The organism is Paenibacillus lautus (genome assembly GCF_050482385.1).
Taxonomy (GTDB): Bacteria; Bacillota; Bacilli; order Paenibacillales; family Paenibacillaceae; genus Paenibacillus_AQ; species Paenibacillus_AQ lautus_B.
In genome coordinates, this window is record NZ_JBCNHV010000010.1 from 313,705 (window position 1) to 338,369 (window position 24,665).

28 protein-coding genes and 2 pseudogenes are annotated in these 24,665 nt (G+C 49.2%); 4 read left to right on the forward strand and 26 right to left on the reverse strand.

Features of this window, described 5'->3' with window-relative positions:
* Positions 1 to 30: 30 nt before the first annotated feature.
* From ABEW73_RS12465 to rpmG, 10 genes are all read right to left on the reverse strand, one after another.
* Positions 31 to 303 (reverse strand): hypothetical protein, encoded by a 273-nt coding sequence (locus ABEW73_RS12465; protein ID WP_430170855.1) that lies wholly within the window; start codon positions 301 to 303, stop codon positions 31 to 33.
* A gap of 1 nt (position 304) precedes the next feature.
* Positions 305 to 481 carry a hypothetical protein gene (locus tag ABEW73_RS12470; RefSeq protein ID WP_430170857.1) on the reverse strand — a complete coding sequence of 59 codons (177 nt, stop codon included), beginning with the start codon at positions 479 to 481 and terminating at the stop codon, positions 305 to 307.
* A 153-nt stretch (positions 482 to 634) separates the two neighbouring features.
* A complete protein-coding gene (locus tag ABEW73_RS12475; RefSeq protein WP_430170859.1) occupies positions 635 to 1,237 on the reverse strand; it encodes a hypothetical protein in 603 nt (200 codons plus the stop codon).
* Positions 1,230 to 2,987 (reverse strand): ATP-binding protein, encoded by a 1,758-nt coding sequence (locus tag ABEW73_RS12480; RefSeq protein ID WP_430170861.1) that lies wholly within the window; start codon positions 2,985 to 2,987, stop codon positions 1,230 to 1,232. Before ABEW73_RS12480 ends, ABEW73_RS12475 begins: the two co-directional genes overlap by 8 nt.
* A complete protein-coding gene (locus tag ABEW73_RS12485; protein WP_430170863.1) occupies positions 2,984 to 3,664 on the reverse strand; it encodes a response regulator transcription factor in 681 nt (226 codons plus the stop codon). Before ABEW73_RS12485 ends, ABEW73_RS12480 begins: the two co-directional genes overlap by 4 nt.
* Positions 3,665 to 3,974: 310 nt before the next feature.
* The gene (locus ABEW73_RS12490) at positions 3,975 to 4,163 is read right to left on the reverse strand and encodes a hypothetical protein (RefSeq protein ID WP_076321309.1); all 189 of its coding nucleotides are present in this window, start codon (positions 4,161 to 4,163) and stop codon (positions 3,975 to 3,977) included.
* 190 nt (positions 4,164 to 4,353) lie between these two features.
* Positions 4,354 to 5,256 (reverse strand): alpha/beta hydrolase fold domain-containing protein, encoded by a 903-nt coding sequence (locus tag ABEW73_RS12495; protein WP_430170865.1) that lies wholly within the window; start codon positions 5,254 to 5,256, stop codon positions 4,354 to 4,356.
* 207 nt (positions 5,257 to 5,463) lie between these two features.
* Complete coding sequence (locus ABEW73_RS12500; RefSeq protein WP_430170867.1) at positions 5,464 to 6,072, reverse strand: DUF1349 domain-containing protein; 609 nt, start codon at positions 6,070 to 6,072, stop codon at positions 5,464 to 5,466.
* Between the two features lie 105 nt (positions 6,073 to 6,177).
* A complete protein-coding gene (locus tag ABEW73_RS12505; RefSeq protein WP_430170869.1) occupies positions 6,178 to 6,651 on the reverse strand; it encodes a hypothetical protein in 474 nt (157 codons plus the stop codon).
* 112 nt (positions 6,652 to 6,763) lie between these two features.
* Complete coding sequence (gene rpmG, locus ABEW73_RS12510) at positions 6,764 to 6,913, reverse strand: 50S ribosomal protein L33 (RefSeq protein ID WP_098742858.1); 150 nt, start codon at positions 6,911 to 6,913, stop codon at positions 6,764 to 6,766.
* A gap of 301 nt (positions 6,914 to 7,214) precedes the next feature.
* Here rpmG and ABEW73_RS12515 point away from each other — a divergent pair, with 301 nt between their 5' ends.
* The gene (locus ABEW73_RS12515) at positions 7,215 to 8,651 is read left to right on the forward strand and encodes a PLP-dependent aminotransferase family protein (RefSeq protein WP_430170870.1); all 1,437 of its coding nucleotides are present in this window, start codon (positions 7,215 to 7,217) and stop codon (positions 8,649 to 8,651) included.
* A 100-nt stretch (positions 8,652 to 8,751) separates the two neighbouring features.
* Here ABEW73_RS12515 and ABEW73_RS12520 read toward each other — a convergent pair whose 3' ends face one another.
* From ABEW73_RS12520 to ABEW73_RS12585, 14 genes and pseudogenes are all read right to left on the reverse strand, one after another.
* Positions 8,752 to 9,273, reverse strand: a complete 522-nt coding sequence (locus tag ABEW73_RS12520) for a TlpA family protein disulfide reductase (RefSeq protein WP_430170872.1) — start codon at positions 9,271 to 9,273, stop codon at positions 8,752 to 8,754.
* Positions 9,274 to 9,299: 26 nt separating this feature from the next.
* Positions 9,300 to 9,875, reverse strand: a complete 576-nt coding sequence (locus tag ABEW73_RS12525; protein ID WP_430170873.1) for an SCO family protein — start codon at positions 9,873 to 9,875, stop codon at positions 9,300 to 9,302.
* The gene (locus ABEW73_RS12530) at positions 9,872 to 10,231 is read right to left on the reverse strand and encodes a c-type cytochrome (RefSeq protein WP_430170875.1); all 360 of its coding nucleotides are present in this window, start codon (positions 10,229 to 10,231) and stop codon (positions 9,872 to 9,874) included. The genes ABEW73_RS12525 and ABEW73_RS12530 overlap by 4 nt, the downstream gene beginning before the upstream one ends.
* 226 nt (positions 10,232 to 10,457) lie before the next feature.
* On the reverse strand, positions 10,458 to 11,330 hold the full coding sequence (cyoE, locus tag ABEW73_RS12535) for a heme o synthase (protein WP_430170877.1): 873 nt from the start codon (positions 11,328 to 11,330) through the stop codon (positions 10,458 to 10,460).
* Positions 11,327 to 11,650, reverse strand: coding sequence for a cytochrome o ubiquinol oxidase subunit IV (gene cyoD, locus ABEW73_RS12540; protein WP_430170879.1), 324 nt, complete (start codon positions 11,648 to 11,650; stop codon positions 11,327 to 11,329). The genes cyoE and cyoD overlap by 4 nt, the downstream gene beginning before the upstream one ends.
* A gap of 1 nt (position 11,651) precedes the next feature.
* Positions 11,652 to 12,278 carry a cytochrome o ubiquinol oxidase subunit III gene (gene cyoC, locus ABEW73_RS12545; protein ID WP_430170881.1) on the reverse strand — a complete coding sequence of 209 codons (627 nt, stop codon included), beginning with the start codon at positions 12,276 to 12,278 and terminating at the stop codon, positions 11,652 to 11,654.
* Positions 12,278 to 14,251, reverse strand: a complete 1,974-nt coding sequence (locus tag ABEW73_RS12550; protein ID WP_430170883.1) for a cbb3-type cytochrome c oxidase subunit I — start codon at positions 14,249 to 14,251, stop codon at positions 12,278 to 12,280. Before ABEW73_RS12550 ends, cyoC begins: the two co-directional genes overlap by 1 nt.
* A 16-nt stretch (positions 14,252 to 14,267) precedes the next feature.
* Positions 14,268 to 15,188: a ubiquinol oxidase subunit II gene (cyoA, locus tag ABEW73_RS12555; RefSeq protein ID WP_430170885.1), complete on the reverse strand. Its 921-nt coding sequence runs from the start codon at positions 15,186 to 15,188 to the stop codon at positions 14,268 to 14,270.
* Between the two features lie 160 nt (positions 15,189 to 15,348).
* Positions 15,349 to 16,276, reverse strand: a pseudogene (locus tag ABEW73_RS12560) (COX15/CtaA family protein).
* 251 nt (positions 16,277 to 16,527) lie between these two features.
* Positions 16,528 to 16,947: an arsenate reductase (thioredoxin) gene (gene arsC, locus ABEW73_RS12565; protein WP_430170887.1), complete on the reverse strand. Its 420-nt coding sequence runs from the start codon at positions 16,945 to 16,947 to the stop codon at positions 16,528 to 16,530.
* Positions 16,948 to 16,981: 34 nt separating this feature from the next.
* The gene (locus ABEW73_RS12570) at positions 16,982 to 18,277 is read right to left on the reverse strand and encodes an arsenic transporter (RefSeq protein ID WP_430170889.1); all 1,296 of its coding nucleotides are present in this window, start codon (positions 18,275 to 18,277) and stop codon (positions 16,982 to 16,984) included.
* Positions 18,278 to 18,420: 143 nt separating this feature from the next.
* Positions 18,421 to 18,744 (reverse strand): ArsR/SmtB family transcription factor, encoded by a 324-nt coding sequence (locus ABEW73_RS12575; RefSeq protein ID WP_430170891.1) that lies wholly within the window; start codon positions 18,742 to 18,744, stop codon positions 18,421 to 18,423.
* A 156-nt stretch (positions 18,745 to 18,900) separates the two neighbouring features.
* Entirely contained in the window at positions 18,901 to 20,310 is a 1,410-nt protein-coding gene (locus tag ABEW73_RS12580) for an FAD-dependent oxidoreductase (protein ID WP_430170893.1), read from the reverse strand.
* A gap of 65 nt (positions 20,311 to 20,375) precedes the next feature.
* Positions 20,376 to 20,690 (reverse strand): ArsR/SmtB family transcription factor, encoded by a 315-nt coding sequence (locus ABEW73_RS12585; protein WP_430170894.1) that lies wholly within the window; start codon positions 20,688 to 20,690, stop codon positions 20,376 to 20,378.
* Positions 20,691 to 20,773: 83 nt separating this feature from the next.
* Here ABEW73_RS12585 and ABEW73_RS12590 point away from each other — a divergent pair.
* Positions 20,774 to 20,950: pseudogene (locus ABEW73_RS12590) on the forward strand (N-acetyltransferase family protein); the annotation flags it as partial.
* A 171-nt stretch (positions 20,951 to 21,121) separates the two neighbouring features.
* Positions 21,122 to 21,742, forward strand: a complete 621-nt coding sequence (locus ABEW73_RS12595) for a putative glycolipid-binding domain-containing protein (RefSeq protein ID WP_430170896.1) — start codon at positions 21,122 to 21,124, stop codon at positions 21,740 to 21,742.
* 194 nt (positions 21,743 to 21,936) lie between these two features.
* Here the strand turns inward: ABEW73_RS12595 and ABEW73_RS12600 are convergent, their stop codons facing one another.
* On the reverse strand, positions 21,937 to 23,238 hold the full coding sequence (locus ABEW73_RS12600; RefSeq protein ID WP_430170898.1) for an NCS2 family permease: 1,302 nt from the start codon (positions 23,236 to 23,238) through the stop codon (positions 21,937 to 21,939).
* Between the two features lie 203 nt (positions 23,239 to 23,441).
* Here ABEW73_RS12600 and ABEW73_RS12605 point away from each other — a divergent pair, with 203 nt between their 5' ends.
* Entirely contained in the window at positions 23,442 to 24,149 is a 708-nt protein-coding gene (locus ABEW73_RS12605) for an SOS response-associated peptidase (RefSeq protein WP_430170900.1), read from the forward strand.
* A 228-nt stretch (positions 24,150 to 24,377) separates the two neighbouring features.
* Here ABEW73_RS12605 and ABEW73_RS12610 read toward each other — a convergent pair whose 3' ends face one another.
* Positions 24,378 to 24,665 (reverse strand): stage VI sporulation protein F, encoded by a 288-nt coding sequence (locus tag ABEW73_RS12610; RefSeq protein ID WP_098742838.1) that lies wholly within the window; start codon positions 24,663 to 24,665, stop codon positions 24,378 to 24,380.

Consider the following 24,665-nt stretch of genomic DNA (forward strand, 5'->3'; position numbering starts at 1 on the left):
ATCCTAAGACCTCCCCTTTGATTAGAGACACTATGGTTTTCTACTCAGCCATTGATATACAAATCCTGCAGCGAACACAACCAGCATCAGGACGTAAGCGATGATGACGATCTCCGTGGAGCTGATGTCACCAGAATACATCAAATGAACCTGGGTTCCAATGATAATCATGAATAACACATAATACTGGGACAGACCGGCGAGAATCATGTTCCTGGAGGCCTCGTCCACAAGTACGAACTGCCAAATGTAGAGCATGAAGGATGGCAGCCAGACCAGGTTACCCAGCAGGAAGCTGTACATCTTACTCCCTCGGAAGCAGGGCGAACTGCCGCCCGGCCCAGAACCAGAACAACATGAATCCTATATTGGCCGTCCAGAGCAAAAAACCGGAAAAGGGCAGCATAACCATTAATGAATTAAACAACCAGCCTCCGATGAATGGCGCCAGCACAATCAAGCCGTATTTGTTTTTTCTCAAAAAAAGCTCCAAAACCTCACTCCTTACTGAATGATTCTTTTCCTATTATAAAAGATGTCAGCGGGTGATGCTGAAAATCGTGCCTTTCAGCGATTGAAAAACCAAGAGGCGGCCGCATCCGGCCGCCCTTCTGTCTGTATTACTTGTTCCACGCTATTTCAGAGTCAATGTTTTCTCCCAGGTTAACTCATGTCCCTGCTCATCGATAAAACGGAACAAGACCTGGCCCTCCTCGCCCTTCATCCCGTCAGGATAGATAAACCCGGAAAATTGTCCGTTTCCGCTGATATAAAATCCGTCTTCCCCGGTCTGCCCGTGTTCAATCGCTTCTTGAAACGTGCTCTTGATCTCGGTTTTGTCCGATTTCCACTCCATTTCACTCAAGGAGTAACCCTCCGGAAGTTTGGTCACGCCAAAGTCGAAGCTGTTTCCCGTAATCGGCTTGGGGGTTTGATCGATCACAATAAGGATCTGCTGATCCCCTTCCGCCGGTGGATCCTGGATTTCGTTTTGTTTTTCCTGATCAGGATCTTTGGTTGCTTCCGAGTCTCCTTGGTTCGATTCGGGATCCGCTGAAGCATCAGTCCCATCTTGACTGGTAGCCGGCGTTTCAGGATCGACCACGTTACCTTGATCCGTATCCGTCGAGCCAGCTTGGGTTTCCGGAGACTTCGTGTCCGATGGTCCGCCGCACGCGCTGGTCAGAAGCAGCACGAGCAGTGTCGAAATAAGATAGATATATTTTTTATTATTCATGAATTTCCCCTCTGCTTTCGTTCAATGTAAAATAAAAGGCCACGCCTCGATCCGTATTCATCACGCCATAGTCGCTTTCATGAAGTACCAGAATATGTTTGACAATCGCGAGTCCAAGGCCGGTACCTCCGGATTTGCGATCCCGGGAACGCTCGGCTCGGTAGAATTGGTCCCATATCCGCCCCATATCCGCATTCGAAATGGGCTTGCCGGCATTTTCAATGATCGTGGTGACCTTCCCTGGAGACATCCGCAGTAACCTTATGGTAACGACGCTGTTCTCCTCGGCATGCCGGATGGCATTGCTCAATAAATTGAGAATAACCTGTTCAATCCGTCTCGAATCCGCCTGAACGATGGCCTCTTCATCTTGACCTTGGTGGATGCTAAGCTGGAGACGTTTGTCCTCCAACTGCCGGGTAAACGAATCCGCCGCCTGTTGGATAAGATCAGTGAGCGAAAAACTTCGGGGCTGCAGCCTGATAGCCTTCACTTCGAATTTGGAAAGCTCCAGCATATCCATAATCAGCGCATTCATTCGATCCGTTTCATTGACGATGAAGGCAAGGTACCGTTCTCTTTTATCGTCCGCCACGCCATCCTGCAGCCCTTCCGCAAATCCTTTGACAATCCCCAGCGGGGTCTTTAATTCGTGGGAAATGTTCGCGATCAGCTCTTTGCGGAGCTGTTCGGATCTCAATTTCTCCTCCACGTCTTCCTGCAGCCTGGCATTCGCCCGGGTAAGCTCCTTCAGGGCTTCATCCAGATTCTGCGATAACGTGATCATGCTGCGTGACAGCTCCCCGAACTCATCCTTGGAACGGATTTCCGCCTGCGCGGAAAAGTCCAGCTTTGCCAAGCGCGCTGCCGACCGGTTTAACTGCACCAATGGCCTAGAGACCATGCGGGAATAGATCAGGGACAGGACCATGACAAGCACCACAATCATCGGCGCGATATAGATAAAATACTGCTTGAGCGTACCGACGGCTTCCCCGACCGGCTGCATCGAGGTCATGACAAACAAATAACGATCCTCTTGGCCCTCTTCCGCAAGCGAGCGAACCAGAACCACGTAATCGACCCCGCTCCACTTGTCGGTCCATGACATCTGAACCGGTGAACCCTTTTGCAGGAGCTTCAGATCCTGTTCCGGCTGCTGCGTCCATTCCAGAAGAGCATCGTCAATGAGCGCATCCTGATATAACGGGTTATACGACCGCTTCTCCGGTAGCATCATGTCCATAACCTTCCCTCTGATCCGCACCAACCCCTCATCCGCCTCCGAATCGGTTGGCTGAAAGACTACAGGCTGCATAACCGTGTCTTTCTCGTCCATAAAGATGCCATCAACCACCAGCATATCGCCTGTCTTGATCCCCTGCGGGATGTCTTCCAGAGCCATTCCTTCCATTGGAAGAAGAATCGTGATGTTCTTGCCGTCCTCTGCTTGCAGCTCCAGCACGTAGGGATTGATATGCATGCGAGCAAACCGTTCGTTCAGCATCGCGATGCTGGCATCATTCTCATTCATGAAATGACCGAGCAGCCTTGCGGTCTGTTGTTCTCCCGCCTCCATCTCTTTAAGCTGCAGCGCGAATTGATTCATATTCCGCTCTAATGCATGGATTTTGGACGTACGGTAGAACCGCTCGAAGAACAGTCCTTCCGCTACCATCACCAGTGAAAAGACGATCAATATCATTACAGACGTCACCATGAACAGTTTGAAAACGACGCTTCTTCTCATGATTTCGTCTCGAATTTGTAGCCTGAGCGGATAACCGTGCATATATGGCGGCCTTCATCCCCGAGCTTGGCTCTCAGCTTTTTGATATGCGTGTCGACGGTGCGAAGGTCGCCCAAATAATCGTAACCCCAGACCGCATCCAGAATATAATCACGGGACAGGACTTTCCCGTAATGCTTGATCAGAAAGAGAAGCAGGTCATATTCCTTCGGGGACAGATTAACTTTATTGCCCGCCACCGAGACGGTATGCGCCGTTCTGTTCACGTATAAATCGCCGTAGACAAGACGATCCCCCTCACGTCCAACCGTGCCTTCCTTTCTCTTCATTAAAGCAGCGGCACGGGCTACCAGTACTCTCGGGCTTAACGGCTTTGTCACGTATTCATCGGCCCCCAGCTCGAACCCCATAATGTGATCATCGTCCTCGGCTCTTGCCGTAATCATGATGATCGGCACGTCCGACTTCTCGCGAATGCGCCGGCATACCGACCACCCATCCATTTCCGGCATCATGATATCCAGTACCATCAGATCGATGGAGGTCTGCTCGAAAATTTCAAGCGCAATCCTTCCATTCTCCGCTTCATGCACTTCCCATTGTTCCTTTTTGAAATAGTCCGTTATGAACTCCCGCATCAGCAGGTCATCCTCGACCAACAATAGACTCCGTTTCATTGCATAACACTCCGCATCTGTCATAAGCTGAAGTTTCCATATACCCTCATGTTAACACAATGAACTGCGAATCACGTTCATCCTGTATGACCGACAGCATCCATAATTCGCCATACCGTGCATCTGTCCTCCACACCTTTCGTCTCTAAGTTCAAGACCTAGTATAGAGAAGTGCTGTGTACATCGTGTGTACTCGGTTTGAACTTTAGAAGCTCCTATCTCGAGATGATCGTCGGATACCCCCGAATCCTTTATTTGAATAACAAAAGGCCGCTCCCCCGGTCATCGTCCCAGGAAACGGCCTTTATAGTTATCTCAAAATCATCCATATCACAATAAACGCAATTAACGAAACAAAATAAATGATGAGCAGCTTCGTGAGATTGGTTTTTGTTTTCCGCTCATAGTTCGGGTTTGCCTTCTTATTCTCCTGAGATAATCCGACAAGAAGCGTAGAAACTCCTCCAATTAATGCCAGCGCGATAACGATAATATACATAACCAACCACAAACAACCCCATTCGATTATTCATTATATACACTCTATTATAGAACCTGAGGCATCAGGATCAACAGTAATCATCATTCATTTGTCATTTCTGCCTCATTATAATGAACAATCGGCTAATGCACACCATCCAATTGCGCGACAGTTGTAACCATCCAATTGGCTGGTCTGTCACCCTCCATTATGGCTTTCCACCACCGCACGCCACCCATTGATGCAGCCGCTCCAGTGCCTCTACAGCTTCAGGCATCGGAAACAGAGGCCACACATGCATCATGTTCTCGTATTCCCAGTACTCGGAATCAACGCCTTCTCGGACCAGTTTATCGCGCAGCAGACAAGCGTCCGGCAGCAGAGAATCATCGGTTCCGACGAGAATGACCGTGCGGGAAAGGCTTCCCATCTCGCCAAACAACGGACTGACCGCCGGGTCGTCCATAGGAAGACTTCCTGCATACATCCTTCCAACCTCACCGAGCCCGGCCGGCTGCAGAAAGACGTCACGCTCCGGTATACCGAGCGCAGCAATCTGGGGATTGTCCGTAGCTGCATCCACCCATGGCGAGAGCAGGATTAACCCTTTTGGTGCAAGCGGCGTTTCTTTTACTGATTGGGCCATATCGAGAGCCAGCGCACTACCGGCCGAATCGCCCATTAGAAATACCGAACTCCCCGCCTCGGCGCAGATGTACTTGTAAAATTCGCGCATCAGCCCTGTCAGCTTCTTCGCATCAATAGCCGGGACGATAGGATAATTAGGTATAATTACGGTGAATCCGGTTTGCTTCGTCCACTGTTTCGCAAAAGCGAAATGGGGCGGTAGAATCTCTTCGATATAAGCTCCACCGTGTAAATAAACGACAGTCCCCTGTTCCATTGCACCATGCGATATATAATAATTCATACTCAAGCCGGATCCACTTTCAAAACAGCGGGTTTCAAATCCCTCCTGTTCCTCTGGAAGTGCAGGATATGGAGGCAGCGTTTCGATATATTGCCGAATCGTTCCGGCATTTTCCCATTTATGATTGAATCCCTCTGCGGTCAGCAGTTCCTTTATAGCAATACTTTCTTTGCTCGGCATGTGGTTTTATCCCCTTTGCTGGCGTGATCAATATATGGCAGATTCGTGTGTATCCAGCCCCAATATACCACCACACGCCGCATGGCCGCTGTGGCAATTGATACAGGCGGTCTGCATATAAAAGAGACCTCACCGATCACGAAATGATGGGTGAAGTCTCTTTACCTCTATGACGGTTGGTTAATCTCAGGAGTCTAGGCCCTACCTCTACTCTTCCACCGGCGGGTCAACATGAATGTCGCTGTCCGGCAGCGTGCTCACCCAACGCGTGAAGGTCACGATGAGACCGGAGCGGGTAGGTGAACAGACAAAAGGCCCTGCCTGACTTGTTGTTCGGGCGGGAAAAGGTGCCACGCGAACGGTGCGCCAAGGATGCTTCCCGGTTCTCGCCCTAATGATGACCGCATCATTCAGCCTGGAGGCCCGGATCGTGACACGCTCGCCAACCCACTCCGGCACGGGTGCGAGTGACCAGTCCGAATATTCATGGGTGACAACCGTGGCCAGCTGGGGGATTCCGTCATTGATTTCAATCCCAGCTTTGATCCACTGTCCCGGAGCGTTCATTAGCATAAGCCCGGCCTGATCATATAGCTCTGTAAAGGCATCCAATTCAAAGGTAACCTCTATGGCCGCATCCTTATCCCATGCCTCAAGCAGTGAATGACCGCTGTCACGTTGAAACCCATACAGGGTTTTCTCCCAATAATCACTGCCTTCTCTGGACTCAACCTTCAGATGCAACCCTTCCTCTGCTTCCGATACCGGTTCGGTTGTCCATTGACCTGAATTCCAAGCAATTCTCCGTTTCGTCATTCGATCACAACTCCTTATTTCCCCTAATAGGGTTGTTCGAAGCTAAGCTGCTCAAGGGACACTTAGCCGGCAAAACAATATTATTTTATGTAAAAGCCCCATATTTTACTGGACTAAATCTCTTAGTAACTGTGCCGAACTGTGTTGGAGAAGCAGACAGAAGGAACGGTTATGTCCGATAAAAAACGATGACACGTCATAGCGGTGACGGGCAGGCTCATAGGTAATCAGCGCTCGATGCCTCATGTTTCCCTTCAAAATGTTAGTGAACTGCTCCGCAGGACCGCTCGAGAAAAAAGTTAGGTAAGCGTACAGAGAATGATCAACGGGTTCATCAAGCGGGCTTACACCAGCGCAGGAAAACTCGGTCTCCAATCCCGCTTGCTGCAGCCGAATCAATATTGGATATAACTGCTCATCGACAGGGGTATCGCCGAATACCCGCGTCCGTTTGGGCTGTTTGCGCACCTTAGGCCTGTTGATCCACTCATTTAGCTCCTGCCTTCTCCGTCTCCACTGTTCCGGGGTATGTGTGCTCAGGAGCAGCTCACCGCTGGAATCATGTCGTTCCTGGTTCATCCCATCCATCCCCCTCATTCGCATGGCTGCACTTCTGCTACTCTTAGTGTAATCCCATTTCGCTTCAAGTCAAATAAGCCGGATGATAGGTCCGGCTTACGGTCCGTATTCACTATCGGGTTTCTCGATGAAGCGTTACCCGCTTCAACCGTGGACAATATTTGCGCAATTCCATTCGCTCCGGGTGATTCCTTTTATTTTTGGTCGTTGTATAGTTACGGTCGCCGGTTTCCGTGCATGCCAATGTTACCGTCACTCGCATAGTCAGCACCTCCTGTTCTTACGTTTTAATCGTAATAATTACGAATAGTTAAACCATACTTTATTCCTCTTTTTAAGTTTTGTCAAGAAACCGAAAGCGAAAACGAATTACAGCCACATCCCAGTAGGTGATTACGTTGACCCATCCAATTTACAGTCAGGTACACCATCCATGTTCAACGGATTGCAGGATATTTGTCATCGTAATGATGAAATTATGAAAAACCTTCATTTATGCATAATGATATGATTAACATTACAGACAGAAACAGCCTGAATATGTTCATGAAAGGATGAGGAAGGTGTGGAAGCCGGATCGCAACAGCACACAACCTCTATATCAGCAAATTGCTGATGATCTGGAGCAAAGAATATCGTATGGAGAATTTCCACCAGGAAGCTTACTCCCCTCCGAACGAAAACTGGCGGAGCAAATCGGAGTTAATCGAAGCACCGTGGTTCTGGCTTACTCGGAGCTTCGGGCGCTTGGAATCATCGAGAGCCGTTCCGGGAGCGGTACGCGGGTCAGCAGTTCCAAGTGGGGAGCCACGCCAAAACATACGCCGAACTGGCGCCGTTACGCTGAGGGAGGAAATTTCCTGCCTAACCCCCCTTTTCTCCGCCGGATTCGGGAAGCGTTGACGCATGATCCTTCTTTGATTGATTTTGCCAGCGGAGAGCTCGCCGGGGATTTGGCGCCGATCCAAGAGATGAATTCATTGATGAGTCAGAAACCGAATATGTCCTATTTCGGTTATGACAATCCGCAAGGATATGGTCCGCTTAGACAGGCATTGGTTGCGTATCTCAAAAAATATCGCGGGATTCATACCTCCGAATCGTCCATCCTGATCACGTCGGGATCCCAGCAATCGCTGTATCTCATTACGCAGTGCTTGCTATCACCTGGTGACGCGGTTGCCATCGAAGATCCATCCTATTGTTATTCTCTGCCGATGTTTCAATCCGCAGGTCTGCGATTGTTCAGGCTCCCGGTCGATGAACGTGGTGTACAACCGGAAGACATCCGCTCCCTGTACAAGAAACACCGGATCAAGATGATTTTCATTAATCCGAATTTTCAGAACCCGACAGGCACCGTTATGGATCATGAGAGAAGGTCCCAGCTGCTGGATACGGCAAGTGAGCTCGGGCTTCCGATCGTGGAGGATGATCCCTTCAGTTTAACGGCCTATCAGTGTTCTCCGCCTGCCCCTTTGAAATCCGTGGATTCCGTTGGGTCGGTGGTGTACATCGGGTCTTTCTCGAAAATAGCCGCATCCGGCCTCCGCGTAGGCTGGATGGTCGCCCCGAATTCGGTGGTGGAGCGGCTTGCGGACGCCAGGCAGCAGATGGATTTCGGATTGAGCGTGGTGCCCCAAAGCTTGGCCGGGCAGTTTCTCAATTCTTCCCATTTTGCTCCGCACCTGGACAGGCTGAGAGCGAGCCTGCTATACAAGCGGGATTTACTGATCGAGGCCCTTCAGAAGGAACTGCAAGGCCTGGTCCACTTCCATGTGCCCGAGGGCGGCCTGCATCTCTGGTGCAAAATCGTTCCGGACGTGAATGACAGCAAGCTGCTGGAAAGCTCCATTCAAAGAGGCGTGATTTTTGCACCGGGCAGCGTATACGGTTCAGCTTCCGGTTATGTGAGATTCACTTATGCTCGTGCCAGGGCTGAGGATATCCCATCCGGAATTTCCAGGTTCGCTGAAGCTCTGCACACCACGATCCAATAAGGCAATCCAGTTGGAACAGGAACAGCCCCCTTCCCTGGAATCAAGAAAAAGGTTAGCTCACCTGAAGCTAACCTTTTTTCGTATCCCGACAGGCTCCATCCTATCGAATCCTGTCCATCATTTCTCTGATAAATTCAAGGCTCGGCAGTTCACCAGTTACGCGATCAACGATGTGGCCTTGGTCATCGACCAGCACAGTTACCGGCAAGCCGCTTATGCCGTATTTCTCTTTGATTTTATTCTGTTGGTCCAACACGATCGGTATATCCAGTCGATGCTTCCGAACGAATGCCTCTGCTTTCTCGCAGCTTTCACCTATATTAACGGCAATGATCTCAACACCTGGCTCCTGTGCATACACTTCGTTCAGAATCGGCATTTCGTTCACGCAGGGACCGCACCAGGACGCCCAGAAGTTCAGCAGCACGGCCTGCCCTTTATAATCGGAGAGCCGGACCGGCTCACCCTGAAGATTCACCGCTTCAAAGCCAGGCGCGGCATGACCTATCTCTGCACGCTGACCATCCTTCATCATGGATTGAAAGAGTGCATATGCGGCGGCGGCCAGAAGAATTGCCAGAATCAGCCCTCGGATCCATGATGAACGAGCGATAAGGTTCATTTCACTCCACCTCACGATATTCACCGCTACTTCAGCAGCGATTTGACGTCCTTCAGGATCTTGTCATATGGAGGATCCGTGTTACCATCATATTTCGCCACGACCGTACCCGATGGATCGACCAAGTAGAAGGACGTCCCATGGATGACCTGATCCGCTGCAGTATCCATGGCGATAGGCGCTTTGAAGGATTGCAGCACAAACGTTTTAATTTCTTCAAACGTATAGCCTGTTAACGCATGCCAGTTCGTGAAATTCGCATCGAATTTACTCAGGTAACTCTTCAGTGCTGCAGGGTCATCCCGCTCGGGATCCACCGAAAAAGATACCAGCGTCGCTTCAAGCCCCGCGTCATCCAGCCGCTGCTGCAGCTCGGCCATATTGGCGGTCATGGTCGGACAAACCGTAATGCAGCGTGTGAATACAAAATCCGCGATCCATACCTTGCCTTCCAGATCGGCTAAAGAAATCGGCTCTTCATCTTGATTGATATATTCAAAAGGCTGGATCGGAATGCTCAGCTGACTTGGCTTGGAATTGCCGCATGCGGCTGCCACCAACGTGAACACCATCATCACGCCTATAAACACAATCTTTTTCATGTATCCCCCTCCTGTTCCTCCTTCATGTTCGAAAGCCACATCGCAATGGACCTGATCTCGCTCTCCTCCAAAATCTTTTTATATGATGGCATGCCTTGATAGCCCTCCATTACGATATCCACGATTTGATCCTCTGATAGCCTTGTCCCGACATCCTTCAGACTTGGGCCAACCCTCCCGCTTAAGTCGGCGGCATGGCATGATAGACACTGGCTCTTGTACAGCGCAACCGCCTCTTCATCCTCCGTTGTGGTGATACTGGCACGAAGCACCGAATCATCCTCGGTCCGTTCACTGCATGCAGACAACGTCAGCATAACCAGCATGACAACCATCCATATATATTTTCGGATCAAATCATCCGCCACCCTTCTTACCGGACCATGGCAACCTTAAGTTCACTTTTTCCCCGGATTTCCTACAACGATCTCTTTCTTCGGCATCACATGCATGCCTCTTGCCGTAACATGCGCAGTCACTTCATAGGCCCCTTCCGCTTCAAATGTCTTATCGATCCCGCCTCAAAAGGACAAATAACCCTAATCTCCTCATAAGCCTCACCTCGTTATACCATGCTTTTCATTAAATCGCAGGCGTGTCCAGAATCATAACAATGAACACAATCATCAAATAATTCACGGAAATCAGAAAATTGGTCCTGGCCCAACGTTCATCCAGTGAAACGATCATTCCGCGCAGCGTATGCCATAGCCATATAACGCCACCGATCACAGACACTGTCAGGAATACGGGACCGGAAAAACCGGTAACGTACAGCAAAATGACAGTTGGGAGCAGCAGCGTTACATAAGGAATCATCTGCAGCTTGGTACGCCTGACCCCTTTTCGTACAGGAAGTAAGGGAAAACCAGCCGCTCTGTACTCCTCCACCCGCCGGATGGCCAGCGACCAAAAATGCGCGGGCTGCCACAAAAACAGCAAGCAGAACAACAAAACAGCTCCGATATCTATCGTTCCCGTACTGGCACAGTATCCGATAACCGGCGGAACCGCTCCCGACACGCCACCGACAGCGGTACTCCAGGTTGACTTCCGTTTAAGCCACAGCGTGTATATGACAATATAAAAGAACATCCCCAGCAACCCGAGCCAACCTGCAATCCGGTTCACGTTTAAGAACAGGATCCATTCTCCTAAGATACCAAGGACCACAGCGCACCAAAAGGCATGGGTTAATTTAATCCGTCCCGTCGCCAGCGGCCTATTGTGGGTTCGGACCATTTTGCGGTCCAATTTATGATCCCAGACGTTATTGAAGATACAGGAAGATGCCATCGTTAGCGTTGTGCCAAGCAGCATCCAGCATAACAAGCCCCAGTCTATGACCCATTTAGAAGCCAGCCAGTAGCCTCCGAATGCTGCAACTAGATTAAGCTGGATAATGCGCGGTTTGACGAGCTGTATCCAATCTCCCAGTACGGTGCGTTTCCTCATACAGCCACCATGTTGTACAGCATGATCCACATGGACCCTGCTACGATGACCAGCAAAATGACCAGGCCCAGAACCAGCGAGATCAGGTTGTACCTCGGCTTATTCTCTTCACGTAAGTGCATGAAGAATAAGAGCTGAACCATGAGCTGCAGCACGGCCGCAATCATCAACACAACCGAATTCCAGGTTCCTTCCAGCCAGTCGTTCATGACCACGATAATGGGAATAAGCGTCAGAACAATCGAGCAGATGAATCCGATGGTATACGATTTGAAAGAACCGTGCCCTTCCGGGGCTTGATGCGTATTGGACGGCACCATATTAACTCACCCCCATTAAGTACACGACTGTAAATACAAAGATCCATACCACATCGAGAAAATGCCAGAACAAGCTGATCACATTGACCTTCCGCTTGGTCACGGGGGTAATTCCCCGTTTGGCGATCTGAAGAATCAGGGCGACCATCCAGACCAGTCCGAACAAAACGTGCAGTCCATGCGTGCCCACCAACGTGAAGAAGGCGGATAAAAATGCACTGGTTCCTATCGTCGCGCCTTCGTGTACCAGATGATTGAATTCAGCAATCTCCATCCCGATAAATATGGCACCTAGCCCGGCTGTAACCGCCAGCCAGGATATGAGGCCTTTAACGTTATGCTTGTGCATCGACAGCAGCGCAAGACCGCAAGTATAACTGCTCGCAAGCAATATGAACGTACTGGCTATAATTCCGCCCATCTGAAACAGGTCTGCGGGTCCCGGACCTCCGTCCGTGTTGCGTTGCAGAACAATATAGGTGGCAAAAAGCGTTCCGAATATAATGACGTCGGTCATCAGGTATATCCAGAAACCGAACGTTCGCACTTCCTCCATATCCGGATGACCATGATGTTCATCATGCGCGTGAGCTTGTATTATTTGTTCTGATATTTGGGACTCAGCCATTAGATATTCACCTTCCTTATGGCAGCTTCAGTTCGCTCGATTTCGTCAACCGAAATATAATAATCCGTGTCGTAATTAAAGGAATGATATAATAAACAGCCTACAACGCCTGCCAATCCGGTATAGATAAATCCGGTCCAATCGAATATGAAGCCAAACCCTGCTATAAACCAGAAAGCCGACATGACAATCGGAACACCGGAATTTCTAGGCATATGAATCGGTTCCAGGCGCTGCTTCTTGGTCCGATGTGCTCCTGACGCTTGTTTCTGCTCCCACCATTCGTCTTGACGGGAGACGTTCGGCAATACGGCAAAGTTGTAGACCGGTGCCGGCGAAGGAATGGACCACTCGAGCGTACGTCCATTCCAAGGATCCCCCGTGGTATCTCGATTCTTTGCCTGGTGCTTAAACCCATCCACGATCTGCCAAACCTGAAATAGAAAAGCAATCGCCATGAGCACGGCACCGATCGTGGACACCAGGTTCAGCTCCCACCAGCCTTTGTCCCAGCTATACGAAACGACCCGGCGGGTCATTCCCATCAGACCGAGCACATATTGCGGCATGAAGCAGCAATAGAAACCGATATTCCAGAACCAGAATGCCCACTTCCCGATGCGTTCGTTCAACTTGAAGCCGAACATTTTCGGCCACCAATAGTACAGCCCGGCAAAGTAACCGAATACGACGCCCCCTATGATCACCTGATGGAAATGCGCGACCAGGAAGTAACTGTTATGGAACTGAAAATCCGCGGGAGCTACGGATAACAGAACCCCGGTCAACCCCCCTACGATAAAACATGGAATGAATCCAATCGTCCATAACATCGGCGTTTCGAATGTGATTTTTCCACGGAACATGGTGAACAGCCAGTTGAACACTTTCACGCCAGTTGGGATTGCGATCAGCATGGTTGTTAAAGCAAAGAAAGCATTGACGTCCGCGCCTGACCCCATCGTAAAGAAATGGTGGGCCCATACCAGAAAAGACAGGACGCTGATGATCATCATCGCCCACACCATGGACTTGTAGCCGAACAGCTTTTTCTTCGAGAACGTGGAGACGATCTCTGAAAATATGCCGAAGGCCGGCAGGACAATGATATACACCTCAGGATGTCCCCACATCCAGATCAGGTTGATATACATCATCGGGTTCCCCCCGCCGTCAAGCGTGAAGAAATGCGCCCCGGCATAACGATCCAGGAATAGCAGCGCCAGCGTTGCCGTCAATATCGGAAATGAGAATATAATGGCGATGCAGCTGGATAGAACCGACCAGGAGAACATCGGCATTTTCATAAGTTTCATGCCCGGCGCCCGCATTTTCAGAATCGTCACCAGGAAGTTAACCCCGGTCATCAAGCTGCCGATCCCCGAGATTTGGATCCCCCATATATAAAAGTCCTGTCCTACGCCCGGGTTGTACATGGAACCCGAATAAGGCGGATACGCCAGCCACCCGGCATCGGGCGAGCCACCAATGACAAACGACAGGTTAAACAGCATCGCCCCCGAGAAGAACAGCCAGAAGCTGAGCGAATTCAGAAACGGATAGGCTACATCTCTAGCTCCGAGCTGCAGCGGCACCATGATATTAAACAAACCGAACATGAACGGCATGGCCATGAACAAAATCATGATGACCCCATGCGTGGTGAAAATCTGGTTATAATGATCCGGCGGCAAAAAATCAAGCTCCGGCATAGCCAACTGCGCCCTCATGAGAAGCGCATCCACTCCGCCCCGAAACAGCATCAGGAACGCGGACAAAATGTACATAATGCCGATTTTTTTGTGGTCGACGGTGGTCAGCCATTCCCGCCATAACCACTTCCACTTCTTGAAGTACGTCAAGCCGCATACAATGGCAATCAACGTTAGAACGATGGTGACATCCGCGCCATAGATTAACGGATCGCCCGTTACAAAAAACTCGGAAGCAAACTCTTTTATTTTTTCCCACATTAGAAGCTCTCTCTCCTTACCTAGTCACCTGATCCTCGAAATCGAAGTTTTGCGTGTTTTTCCATGACAAACCATGGTTGTGGGAAGCGGCATATTTTGTCACCGTCATCTCGAACAACCCTTCCGGAAAAGCGGAATACGTATGAACCTCGGATGCGGACGGCTCCCTCAGCTGTTTGTAGCCCTCCAATGTCAGCTGGGGCGACTCTGCCTTGACCTCCTCCACCCATGCGTCAAACTCCTCCTTGGACGTCGCCTCCACATCAAAATACATCTTGGCAAAATCCGTTCCCGTAAAGTTCGCGCCGGAGCCCCAATAATCCCCGGCCTCATCGGCTTGCAAATACAGCGTCATCGCCATCCCCGACATAGCGTACATCTGGCCGCCAAGCTGCGGAATCCAGAATGAGTTCATTGGCGAATCGGCCGTAATCTCGAAGCGGACAGGCACATCCTCCGGAATCTTCAATTCATTGACCGACGCTATGCCCTGTTCGGGATATTGAAACAGCCATTTCCAGTTCAAGGAGGTTACCTGTACGGTCAGCGGTTTCTCACTGGAAGCAATGGGCTTCGACGGTTCCAGTGCATACGTTGCTTTGACCGTGATAATCGCCAGCGTCAATATGATCAAGATGGGAATTCCCCACCAAATCAGTTCCAGCTTTGTGCTATGCTCCCACTCCGGGGTATACGCTGCTTTTCTTCCTTTTTTGTCCCGATACCGCCAGATGATGACGGCTGTCAGTATCAACACCGGAACGATAACAATGCTGCACAGCAAGGTCGAGATGATCATCAAATCGCGCTGCTGCTCGGCAATCGGTCCTTTCGGATTCAAAATAATGATGTTCTCGCTGCATCCGGTCATCGCCAGCAGCATGATGGTCAGCAGAACCGCTAACCCCATGATTCGAAGTGTTTTGGGTCGTTTCATTACATTCAGCTCCAATCTGCTCACTTGTCCTGACTTACTTTAGTTGACAAGGCAGTCGGTGTCACCAGCCGTTCGTTCACTAAATATACAGGCCAAGTTCAAGAATCTGTAACAAATTTCACATACAAATTCAGGTTTTTCGTCTTTGCGTCTTTGCGTCTTATCTTCTCTTCCATGTACGAATCCCAAAAACCGCGAGCATGCTGAAGAGCAATGTCGCTAACACATTATGAATAAGGCTTGCAAAAATAAAGACATCGTTGTTGTTTATGGCGAGTGTTAACCACGCCCCGCTTAAAATCTGCGCCAGCACCACAAGATTGAGACCGACTGCCAGCGTTGTCAGGCCTGTTGAACGCACTCTCGTCTCATAACTTCTTACAGCCATGAACAGAAGAATCAACAATATGAGTAAAATCGCAGCGGCGACCCGATGAAGAAAGACAATGCCGGAAGCTTCCACCCAGATACGGTATGACCTGGCCATTGCATAGCGGCCAGCCCATACAGCCCGCCTCCGACTCGGTATGCCGGATGTAGGCACCAAGGTATACCACGCCGCAGCTATACAGCCAGATCCCCCAGCCCAAGAAGCGGATAGATCGCGGAACCGTAACGTTAGTACCATAATCCTGCGCTCTATGGAGTCCGCGCATCCATACCACGAGCAGCATACTGCTGGCCACCGCAAACAAGGAGATTCCAAAATGAAGTGCCATGACCGCCGGCTGCTGCGGCCACATGACCGCCGCGGCCCCCATTAGAGCTTGAATCACGGTGAACAATAAGGTACCGCCAGCATAATAACTCGCCTCCCTATGGCCCCGGTAATGTCTCCGGATCACGATATAAGTGGCAAGAACCAGAATTCCGACCACGCCGGTTATCATCCGGTGCGAATATTCAATCATGGATTCCAGTGTATAAGCCGGGATGAATTTCCCGTTGCAAAGCGGCCAATCATCGCCACAACCAAGGCCGGAACCGGTCTTGGTTACAAGCGCCCCAGCCAACAATACAAAGAACATACCGATAAATGAGGACCATACCAGCAAACGGTGCTTTAAGGTTACTACGAACAATATCATCCACCTCTTGTGTCTGAATTTAATGTTGGAACAGGATCAAGGTTCAAGACCTATCCCATTGCACAGGATAAAGAATTACACATGATCCGTGACCCTCCATTAGGGCTCAGTTTCCGACCATCCGCTTCACGTTGTTGACAAAAAAAAGAACGCCCTCGGGTAAGGGCGTTCTTGGTATATATAGACTGCAGGTTTTCAATATTTTCTGAAGTATTCTCTTATGGTTAGGACCCCGGCATCATGTTATCGTATTATTCGCCGGTTTCAGCGAATTGTTGAATGCGCTCGCCGATTTGATCACGAACGCGCTGGAAAATAGCCCATTTTTCTTCGTCGGTCCCCTGGGCCTTGGCTGGATCGTCAAAGCCCCAATGCTCTCGGCGAACATGCGGAGGCGTCATCGGGCAACGATCGGCTGCATCGCCGCATAAGGTGACCACCAGATCGGATTGATTTAACAACTCCGGATCCATGATATCGGAAGTTTGTTTCGATATATCAATACCAACCTCATTCATCGCTTTGACGGCATTCGGGTTTAGGCCATGTGCTTCAATGCCGGCACTGTATACGTTCCAATCATCACCTAAATGTTTTTTGGCCCATCCCTCGGCCATTTGGCTGCGGCAGGAGTTGCCTGTGCACAAGAAGTACATCGTTTTTTTCGTCATATTGGTCCTCTCCCTTTCTCCCTTATCGCTTGAATTACAGTACAGTTAACCAAATATATAAACCTAAGAGGGTTATAAACAATGTCGGGATGGTCAATATAATCCCTGTCTTAAAGTAAGTCCCCCAGCTGATCTTCACGCCTTTGGTCGAAAGGACATGCAGCCATAGCAGGGTTGCCAGCGAACCGATCGGCGTGATTTTGGGACCTAAGTCTGAACCTATGACATTCGCATAGATTAATCCCTCTCTAATGGCAGCTGTCGTGTTTGTCGCATCGATCGCTAACGCATCAATCATCACCGTCGGCATATTGTTCATGATGGAAGAAATCATCGCAGCAATAAATCCCATCCCCATGGTTGCGGCAAACAGACCTTGATCCGCTATGCTCTGTATGACGCTAGCCAGAAGATCAGTAAGACCTGCATTACGCAAGCCATAGACCACGACATACATGCCAATCGAGAAAAATACGATCGCCCATGGTGCACCCTTGAGCACTTCTTTGGTTTGCACTGCCGGACTTTTTCTCGCCATCAGCAGAAAGAGAATCGCGATAACTCCCGCCACGATCGATACCGGAATCCCCACAAATTCACACACAAAGTAACCGATCAGAAGCATACTCAAGACGATCCAGGATAAACGGAACATGGCAGGGTCTTGTATTGCCGTTGACGGCTGCTTAAGCTCGGTCCCGTCAAACTTCTGCGGAATGCTTTTGCGAAAAAACAAGTAAAGCACAAGGACACTCGCCACTAACGAGAATAGATTGGGAACCAGCATTCGGCTCGCGTATTCGGTAAAAGTAATGCCAAAAAAATCGGCCGAGACGATATTCACCAAATTGCTGACCACAAGCGGGAGTGAAGTCGTGTCCGCAATAAAGCCGCTTGCAATGATAAACGGGAATACCTTCTTCTCATCGAAATGGAGCGCCCGCACCATGGCAAGCACAATCGGTGTTAAGATCAGAGCCGCACCGTCATTTGCAAAAAATGCGGAGACAACAGCTCCAAGAACCGATACATACACAAACATCCGGATACCGTTTCCTCGAGCGGCATTCGCCATATGCAATGCAGCCCATTCAAATAAACCGATTTTATCCAGAATCAACGAAATAATAATAATTGCGACAAAGGCAAGCGTAGCATTCCATACGATTTGGGTGACATCCCATACATCCTGGAAGTCGACGACGCCAACGAGCAGTGCCAGCACGGCACCGCCGCAAGCGGACCATCCAATGGACAGATTTTTAGGCTGCCAAATGACAAAGACCAATGTAATTAAAAAAATGATGCTAGCCAAAACAACAGAAACCAATATATAAACCCCTCCAATTGCGTGTTGAACTTGAATACAGTCATGGTTGCTTTCTTTCAATCAATATATAACTATATCCTTATATGATGAACAGCGATTACCTATGGCCTTGAACCTTATGCATATTTCTGCCAGGTTACCGGTTAATCGCAGGAACAGTTTATTTTCTTATTTAACGATGACAGTACTTCTTGAGAGCTTGGCATCTCATTCAACACCGCTTGAAGATACGGCTTATCCTCAACATGCAAGGAGTAATAAACCCATTGCCCTCGCCTGGCCTCATTTACGATGCCTTGAGACTTAAGCTTTCTTAAGTGCTGGCTGATTGCGGGCTGTGACATGTCGAAAATTTCCACGAACTCGCAAACGCACCATTCTCTTTCCTTAAGGAGCGTTAACATGGTAAGCCTTGTTTTATCCCCAAGCAATTTGAGTTTCTCGGCCATTTCGTTCATATGCTCCAATCAGATTCATCCCTTTACTAAAAAATACATCTTGCGATATCATCCCCATATAATCTAATGCTTATATGTTAATGGAAAGTGGGCCTGATGACAAGGGGTTGAGCTCAACTCATTAATATATCAGGGAGAACCAGCTTTTAATTCCCCCTTCATATATTAATTGCATCTCGATGTAGATGAGTCAGTGGGCATGCAGCAATCGTTGGCATTCGGGGCACTGCTAATACCACATACACCGGTCTCCGGCAGCTCTAATTCAACTTTTATAGCAGCTTCCATATCGCCATCCAAATATGCGGCAATGGATCTCACCTGCTCATACCCTGTTGCCATGAGGAAGGTAGGAGCCCGGCCATAACTCTTCATCCCAACAAGATAAAAGTTCTTCTCGACATGACGAAGTTCCTTCTCGCCATGAGGTCTCACTGTACCGCAGCTGTGTACATTGGGATCAATTAGTGGAGCTAGCGCCTCGACACTCTCGGTTGCAGGATCAATGCTAAGTCTGATCTCACTTAGAAATGAAAAATCGGGCCGGCTTCCAGTATTAACGATAATTTCATCGATTCCTTGCATTTCCTTGTCCTCACCATGAACTGTCCCTTTGATGTTTATTTTCCCATCTTTATGAGAGAGCCCCCCGATCATATATGGAGTAACCACTTGGATCTGACCAGCATCAATCCATTGATGAATCTGGCTTCCCAAGGCTCCACGAGCCTCGAGTTGATCATTCTCTTCCCCGCCGTACGCTTCCTCCACGTTTCGCTTTCTCATCAACCAGAGAATCTCTGTGTTTGCATCGCTTTTTTTGAGGTTCACTAAATCCAGTAATGTATTTATTGCCGAGTGACCGCTTCCTACTACTGCAATACGCTTCCCTGCGTACTTCTGCCTTTGTTCTGCTGCAGATAAATCTGGAATCCCGTAATAGATGCGATCTTTCAGATCACGCTCTTCACGAGTCCATATCCCGTCAGCATGCAGCGGATTCGAATGTGCCCAAGTTCCGGAGGCATCAATCACTGCCCGGGCTTCAAGACGTTCGGTAATGCCGTTTCTTTCAACATAAAGTACAAACGGGGCAGCTGCACGATTAGCGGATTTCATTTTATTTGTGTTCTTCCTCGATATGGAAACCACTCTAGCATTCAACATAATATAGGGATTCAGTTCAGGCAATTTCGCTAAAGGCTCTAAATATTGATGAACAATCTCTTGACCAAAAGGTAATTCCTTTAGGACGGGGAGCTGCCATCCATGCTTAAGTAAAAGACGCTCAGCTGCTTTGTCAATATTATATTGCCATGGTGAAAAAAGTCGTACATGTCCCCATTGCAGGATGTTTTGACCTATACTAGGTCCGGCTTCAAATAGAATGAATTGTTGTCCTCTTTCGGCCAAATGAGCTGCTGCAGCCAAGCCAATGGGTCCGCCACCGATAATCGCGACTGGAAGGGTACCGTTATACCGAACATACTCTTCCTTCACTTTATCCTCAGCAATTGTCGGCGCTTGGGGTGTACAACAAGAAGTTGAAGCCACCTTAAATTCAATGTTTTTCATACATAAGTCCTCCTAATAGAATTATTTATAATTCATCAATTTTTCTTGATGCATTAGTTAAAAAATTATGTTTTTGAATTCGGATAAAAAACGCAGCACAGCTTCTCGGATAACAGTCCTTTAACCTCTTCATCGTTAAGCTCATAATAGTTCCATTTTCCGATGCGTTCCATCATTATAATATTTGCATCCAACAACATTTTTAGATGGTAAGAAAGTTTCGATTGAGGCAGATCCAACATGGCGGTGAGGTCACATACACACACTTTCCCTCGCTGGTTCAATTCATAGATGATTCTTAAGCGATTTTTATCGGATAACGCTTTAAATTTTTGTTCATACAGGCTTAATACGTCATCTTGTATAATAGATACCTTCATGTTGTCACCACAACTTTCCATCAAATTATTTTGATGTGTTGATTGTAGCAATCCATCATTAACACGTCAAGCATCAATGCTGCGGCCCATTGGTCGGCGGGGCTTCGCTCAACCCTTATTCACAGCGTTGCGCCTATGATGGTGTTGCCGACCTATCTATATACATCGATCGAGTATTCCGAAGCAGAGGAATTGGAAGCATGCTGCTTCAACGCTTTGAGACGATTGCCAAGGACAATAACTTTTATAAAATAGTGCTGTTAATCGCTCATAACCGCCGCTACCAGTTTTAAAACTTGTATAGAAGTCCCCGATTTATCATCGGTTATCACACACTGTATTTATCACTTTATAACAAACATATGTTCGTTATATAATATGGAGGAGCAGCATCTATTCATACTCTTTTTGATAAAGGACGTGATCTCACTTTGAACGACCATATCCATGCTAAAGCAGACATACAGCCCATCGGACAAAAAAACACAAGCCCTGGTCAGCTTCTGCAATCGCTGCTATGGAACAGGCACGATCTTCCTTCCCTAGAGCATGGCCGTCTCTATCGGCATCATGATGGATTCACGCTCATTGGAACGGTCGTAGCCAGCCTGAAAGGCCAGCAGCTCCACTGCGCCTATGAGGTCGAAACCACCAGCAGCTGGCAGACCCGGAAGGTAAAGATTAAGCTCACAAGCGGTACGGAGGAACGGTCCCTTCACCTGGAGCGGGATGATGATGGCCGCTGGTGGAACGGCGATACCGAGCTCACAGCATTTGCTGGCATGACCGACATTGATCTCGGGATCACCCCTTCCACCAACACGCTGCCGATCCGGCGCTTGAAGTTAAAGCCTGGTCAGAGCGCGTCCATGACGGCCGTCTGGATTCAGTTCCCGAGTCTAACCATCGCCCCTCTTGCCCAACAATATACGCGCACGAGCGAGTATGCTTACCTTTATGAGAGTAACAATGGAGCTTATCGAGCGGATCTGGAGGTTGACGAGCATGGCCTCATCACGAGGTACGCGGACGTATGGAGCCGAACTCGCTAAGCTCGGTGCATCTACACGGTGCCATAAGAAGGCATGTCCCTTTAACCGGAAACAACCAGGAGCCGTTGCAGCATTTTCTTGACCCGTCACAAACAATGCTCAAGCTTATACGCGGTTTATCGGCATGCCAAAAATCCCCTGCCGGGTCTGCTTAGACCTTGCAGGGGATTTGTCATGCTTCTAATGCTCCTGAATCAATGCGGGACAAAGACAAGCTGCAGTACGAACAACACGGCAAAAATATACATCAGCGGGTGAACCGCCTTCCACTTGCCCTTCACGATTTTCATCAGCGGATATGAAATAAAACCGAGCGCGATCCCGGTCGCGATGCTGGACGTAAGCGGCATAGTTAAGATCACGAGAAACGCGGGGAACGCTTCATCAAAATCATTCCAACGGATGTGCTGAACGTTGCTTAGCATCAGGCAACCCACTACGATGAGCGAAGGTGCGGTGATGGCGGATAACCCGGAAACCGCACCGATCAGCGGGCTGAAGAAGGCGGCAACCACAAACAACGCAGCAACGACGACTGCCGTTAATCCTGTCCGACCGCCTGCGCCGACGCCTGCTGCAGATTCAACATAAGCGGTGGTCGGGCTTGTACCGACCATGGATCCGGCCACGGTTGCCACCGAATCGGAGAACATGGCACGATCCGCACGAGGCAGCTTGTTATCCTTCATTAGCCCCGCCTGTTCTGCGACACCAACTACCGTACCTGTGGTATCAAACAGTGTCACCAGGAGGAACGAGAATACAACGGCATAGAGTCCATGACGGATCACATCCGAGGCAGCGGTAATCGGGTTCCATACCAGAATGCCTTCCGGCAGCGTGGGAAGCGACATAATCCCGTTCGTAAAAGACAGCATATCGGCAAAATAAGCGATAATCCCGGTAATAATCATCCCGATAAACAAGGCACCCTTCACATCGCGCGACAGCAGCACAAGCGTAACCGCAAGTCCCACCAAGGCGAGTACAACCGATGGCTGGTGCAGATCACCGAGCGCTACCAGATTGTCCGGATGCGCTGTAATGATGCCGCTCATCCGCAGACCGATAAAAGCAATAAACAAGCCGATTCCGACCGTAATCGCATGCTTCAAATTCGCCGGGATCATCTCAATCAGCCTGCGCCGCAGGGAAGTCATCGATAATACCAGAAACAGAATACCGGCTATAAAAACGGCCGAGAAAGCTTCAATATACCCAAGTCCGGCATGTCCTTGAACGACGGAATAGGTGAAGTAGGCATTCAAGCCCATCCCTGGTGCTACAGCGATCGGATAGCGGGCTACGAGCCCCATCAGCAGTGTACCAATCACAGCGGCAATAATAGTGGCCGTAAAACTCTGCTCAAAAGGCACACCCGCTTGCGACAGAATCAGCGGATTCACAACAGTCACATACGCCATCGTGAAAAACGTCGTGGCCCCGGCAACAACTTCTGTCTTAACCGAGGTACCGTTAGCTTTTAAATCAAACACAAAAAATCCTCCATTCATGATGCTTGGCCTGGCTAAGCGCTAGGCCCTTTTGGTTAGTTACGCAATATTTGATATACTCAAACACAAATGTACTGTAAATCTCTACGTAGCAATTTCTTTCAGAACTCGACAAAAGATAAACGTCTTCATTAGACGCTATATTCAAATCTTAAGCGACAGCAAATGACAGGAGGCTTGAAACGATGTGCGGACGCTTTACACTCACGGTCACTTGGGAAGAACTGATGACCAGGTATCTCATCGATCCCGAATCGGTCTCTCCCTTTCACATTCCTAGGTACAACATCGCGCCTACGCAGATGGTCACGGCTATTATCAACGACGGCAGCACCAATCGGATCGGTCAGCTGCAATGGGGGCTTGTCCCATCCTGGGCCAAGGATTCCTCAGCCGGAGCCAAAATGATCAATGCGCGTAGTGAAACGCTGGAAGACAAACCTGCCTATAGGATACCCTTTTATCGGAAAAGATGCCTAATTCCTGCAGACGGTTTTTACGAATGGCAAAAAAACGGCAATGGCAAGCAGCCCTTTCGCATCAGCTTGAAGAACGGCGAAATATTCAGCATGGCAGGTCTGTATGATACCTGGATTACCCCAAGCGGAGACAAGCTTAGCACCTGCACCGTCATTACAACCGAACCCAATCAACTCATGGCGCCGATCCATAACCGGATGCCGGTCATTCTGAGACCGGCAGACGAAGCGTTATGGCTTGAACGGCAGACGTCTTCCCATACCCATGAAGGTAGCCCCTCCCTCCTGCAATCCCTCAAAGAGCTTCTGAGGCCTTACCCCGCGGAGGACATGCAGGCCGTTCCGGTTAGCACAACCGTAAATTCCGTTAAAAATGACACGGAAGATTGCATCCGTTCTATTACAGGCAACTAAAAACTTCGGGAAGGTTGGGAGTGCTTCTTCAACTTCCGTGCTTTTTAGGGGCTCACCCGGTTTATCTGCTTTCCGTTGACAACAAAGCAAGGGATTCCTTTTGCGGGAGCCCGGACAGGAACGTTTCATCCCTGCATACGCAAAATCAAAAGCCCCTGCTCATAAGGAGAAAACACTCCCGAGAGGGGCTTCTTCTATGCAAAGTAAATTCTTGATGTCATCCAATTGTTATCGAAACATCCCCCACAGCTTAATCAAATGGAAGGTGTTGTTCGGATCGATGCGCTGTGCAAGCACAAACTGAACCATTTGCTGCTCCTGCGTGGAGCTCAGCTTTTCATTCAAGATGCCGCTGGCCGTCCGGATCATCTGATGCACTTTTGCGCTATTTTGAAGATCTGCCTTGGTTAAACCCTGAGTCAGCCCTTTGATTCTTTCCTTAACTGCTGGGTTTTTCATTTTTAGCTTGATTCGTTCTACCAGCTGCGGACTAATCCCGTACTGCTGATAACTCAA

What these genes read in the sequence shown, in the direction of transcription:
- ABEW73_RS12465 (WP_430170855.1), bottom strand. Translation starts at nt 303, where the DNA reads ATGTACAGCTTCCTGCTGGGTAACCTGGTCTGGCTGCCATCCTTCATG.
- ABEW73_RS12475 (WP_430170859.1), bottom strand. Translation starts at nt 1,237, where the DNA reads ATGAATAATAAAAAATATATCTATCTTATTTCGACACTGCTCGTGCTG.
- ABEW73_RS12480 (WP_430170861.1), bottom strand. Translation starts at nt 2,987, where the DNA reads ATGAGAAGAAGCGTCGTTTTCAAACTGTTCATGGTGACGTCTGTAATG.
- ABEW73_RS12485 (WP_430170863.1), bottom strand. Translation starts at nt 3,664, where the DNA reads ATGAAACGGAGTCTATTGTTGGTCGAGGATGACCTGCTGATGCGGGAG.
- ABEW73_RS12490 (WP_076321309.1), bottom strand. Translation starts at nt 4,163, where the DNA reads ATGTATATTATCGTTATCGCGCTGGCATTAATTGGAGGAGTTTCTACG.
- ABEW73_RS12495 (WP_430170865.1), bottom strand. Translation starts at nt 5,256, where the DNA reads ATGCCGAGCAAAGAAAGTATTGCTATAAAGGAACTGCTGACCGCAGAG.
- ABEW73_RS12500 (WP_430170867.1), bottom strand. Translation starts at nt 6,072, where the DNA reads ATGACGAAACGGAGAATTGCTTGGAATTCAGGTCAATGGACAACCGAA.
- ABEW73_RS12505 (WP_430170869.1), bottom strand. Translation starts at nt 6,651, where the DNA reads ATGAACCAGGAACGACATGATTCCAGCGGTGAGCTGCTCCTGAGCACA.
- rpmG (WP_098742858.1), bottom strand. Translation starts at nt 6,913, where the DNA reads ATGCGAGTGACGGTAACATTGGCATGCACGGAAACCGGCGACCGTAAC.
- ABEW73_RS12520 (WP_430170872.1), bottom strand. Translation starts at nt 9,273, where the DNA reads ATGAACCTTATCGCTCGTTCATCATGGATCCGAGGGCTGATTCTGGCA.
- ABEW73_RS12525 (WP_430170873.1), bottom strand. Translation starts at nt 9,875, where the DNA reads ATGAAAAAGATTGTGTTTATAGGCGTGATGATGGTGTTCACGTTGGTG.
- cyoE (WP_430170877.1), bottom strand. Translation starts at nt 11,330, where the DNA reads ATGAGGAAACGCACCGTACTGGGAGATTGGATACAGCTCGTCAAACCG.
- cyoD (WP_430170879.1), bottom strand. Translation starts at nt 11,650, where the DNA reads ATGGTGCCGTCCAATACGCATCAAGCCCCGGAAGGGCACGGTTCTTTC.
- cyoC (WP_430170881.1), bottom strand. Translation starts at nt 12,278, where the DNA reads ATGGCTGAGTCCCAAATATCAGAACAAATAATACAAGCTCACGCGCAT.
- ABEW73_RS12550 (WP_430170883.1), bottom strand. Translation starts at nt 14,251, where the DNA reads ATGTGGGAAAAAATAAAAGAGTTTGCTTCCGAGTTTTTTGTAACGGGC.
- cyoA (WP_430170885.1), bottom strand. Translation starts at nt 15,188, where the DNA reads ATGAAACGACCCAAAACACTTCGAATCATGGGGTTAGCGGTTCTGCTG.
- arsC (WP_430170887.1), bottom strand. Translation starts at nt 16,947, where the DNA reads ATGACGAAAAAAACGATGTACTTCTTGTGCACAGGCAACTCCTGCCGC.
- ABEW73_RS12580 (WP_430170893.1), bottom strand. Translation starts at nt 20,310, where the DNA reads ATGAAAAACATTGAATTTAAGGTGGCTTCAACTTCTTGTTGTACACCC.
- ABEW73_RS12585 (WP_430170894.1), bottom strand. Translation starts at nt 20,690, where the DNA reads ATGAAGGTATCTATTATACAAGATGACGTATTAAGCCTGTATGAACAA.
- ABEW73_RS12605 (WP_430170900.1), top strand. Translation starts at nt 23,442, where the DNA reads ATGTGCGGACGCTTTACACTCACGGTCACTTGGGAAGAACTGATGACC.